The organism is Calidithermus terrae, from assembly GCF_003574345.1.
GTDB classification, from domain to species: domain Bacteria; phylum Deinococcota; class Deinococci; order Deinococcales; family Thermaceae; genus Calidithermus; species Calidithermus chliarophilus.
Genome location: NZ_QXDL01000393.1, coordinates 1 through 1,702 on the forward strand (window position 1 = coordinate 1; position 1,702 = coordinate 1,702).

The window sequence follows — 1,702 nt, forward strand, 5'->3', positions numbered from 1 at the left end:
CCCCTTCCCCTCCCTCCGGCCGGAGGGAGGGGCGTTTCGCGTTTTGCGTTTCGCGTTTCGCGTACGACGTACGACGTACGACGTAGGACACGCGTCTTGCGTCTTGCGTTCGGCTTTTTGCGTACGGCGTACGCCCCGCATCAGACGCACCACCCGCGCCCGGCCACAGACTACCCCCCCTCCCCCACCTTGCCGTACCATGCACCCGTGGCCCTCTTCACCCTCGGCACCGGCGGGCGTAAACGCCTGATCCAGCGCTGGAACGCCCTCATGCGAAGCCTGCGGGCCCCGGAAGAGGTCCAGTTTCGCGGGCTCGACGACCTCTTGCGGCGTTACGGGGAGCCGCACCGCAGCTACCACAACCTCTACCACCTCGAGGCCCTCTTCGAGGCGCTCGAGCCCCACCCCGTGCAGGAGCAGGCCGCCCTCGAGCTCGCCGTGTGGTTCCACGACGCCGTGTACGACACCACCCGCAACACCAACGAGGAGGAGAGCGCCGCGCTGGCGGCGCGGGCGCTCGAGCCCCTGGGCCGCGGTCTCGCCCGCCGGGTGAGCGGCATGGTGCTCGCCACCAAGCACCACCGCAGCGACGACCCCACCACCCGGCTGCTCCTCGACGCCGACCTGAGCATCCTGGGGGCCGAGGAGGCGGTGTACCGGCGCTACAGCCGGGCCATCCGCCAGGAGTACGCCTGGGTGCCGCCCGAGGCGTACCGGGAGGGGCGCCTGCGGGTGCTCCACGCCTTCCTCTCGCGGCCGCAGGTCTACGTCACCCCGGCTTTCGCCGGCCTCGAGGAGGCCGCCCGCGCCAACCTGCGCTGGGAGATCGGCTGGCTCGAGCAATTGCAGCCCGCGCAACTTAGCCGCTACTAACCGCGCGTTCATGAGCGCCCGATAAGGTGAATTCCATGAAAAGACTCTTAGCCATTCCCGCCCTCGCGGCCCTCATTAGCGGTTGCGGCATCGTGGAAGTACGGGCCGTGCCGCCCACCATTACCAAGCTCGAGACCCAGGCCACCTTCTGCACCGACCGCGACACCCTCCTCGACTTCCAGTTCGAGGCCAGCGGCCTGATCTCCAAGCTCGAGGTCTGGGTGAGCGAGCCGGGCGTGAGCGACCCCAGCACCGACGCCAACAACAAGGTCGGCGAGCTCGAGACCTTCGACCTCTTCTCCAAAGGCTCGAAGGTCGTGGGCTTTATCGCTCTCGACACCAACGGCGACAACAAGATCGAGCGCAACGGCCAGAACCGGCCCGCCATCGTGGTCACGCCCACCGAGAAGCAGGTGTGGGTGCGCGCCTACAACTTCGACCAGACCAAGGGCTTCGTGAAGGCCATGAACACCATGGCCCCCAGCACCGACACCACCTGCGACCCCATCTTCCCCTACGGCCAGCCGTAAGACCCGCGAGGAGCACTCGAAGAGGCCCTTTTCAGGGCCTCTTTCCCGTCGCGTCTCGAGCAGGGCCGGAGAGGGCTGACGGAGGGACCGGTCGGTCCTTGCTGGCGTAGAGGAGGGTGGAGGCCCGGTAGGCCAGGGCCCCCTCCACCCGCAGCCCGGCCTCCGCCAGCAGCGCCTCGGCCTCGGCCCGCTTGGCCGCCACCGCCGCCGGGTCCGGGTCGTACAGCTCGCACACCACCGCCACCCGCCCCGCACGCCCCAGCGTCCGCCTCAGCCCCCGCAGCACCGCCAGCTCCGCC

General features: G+C 69.3%; 3 protein-coding genes. 2 read left to right on the forward strand and 1 reads right to left on the reverse strand.

Going from position 1 to position 1,702, the window contains the following annotated elements; all coding sequences use genetic code 11:
• Positions 1-207: 207 nt before the first annotated feature.
• Together Mterra_RS21055 and Mterra_RS21060 are read left to right on the forward strand one after the other, a co-directional pair.
• Positions 208-873, forward strand: coding sequence for an HD domain-containing protein (locus Mterra_RS21055; RefSeq protein ID WP_119316853.1), 666 nt, complete (start codon positions 208-210; stop codon positions 871-873).
• A gap of 35 nt (positions 874-908) precedes the next feature.
• Positions 909-1,403, forward strand: coding sequence for a hypothetical protein (locus tag Mterra_RS21060; protein WP_147373026.1), 495 nt, complete (start codon positions 909-911; stop codon positions 1,401-1,403).
• Positions 1,404-1,434: 31 nt separating this feature from the next.
• On the opposite strand, the gene Mterra_RS21065 is transcribed toward Mterra_RS21060, so the two are convergent.
• A partial coding sequence (locus Mterra_RS21065) for a hypothetical protein (protein WP_218023000.1) occupies positions 1,435-1,702 on the reverse strand: 268 nt, incomplete at its 5' end.

Coding starts and splice junctions, on each gene's coding strand:
- Mterra_RS21060 (WP_147373026.1), top strand. CDS start 909: ATGAAAAGACTCTTAGCCATTCCCGCCCTCGCGGCCCTCATTAGCGGT.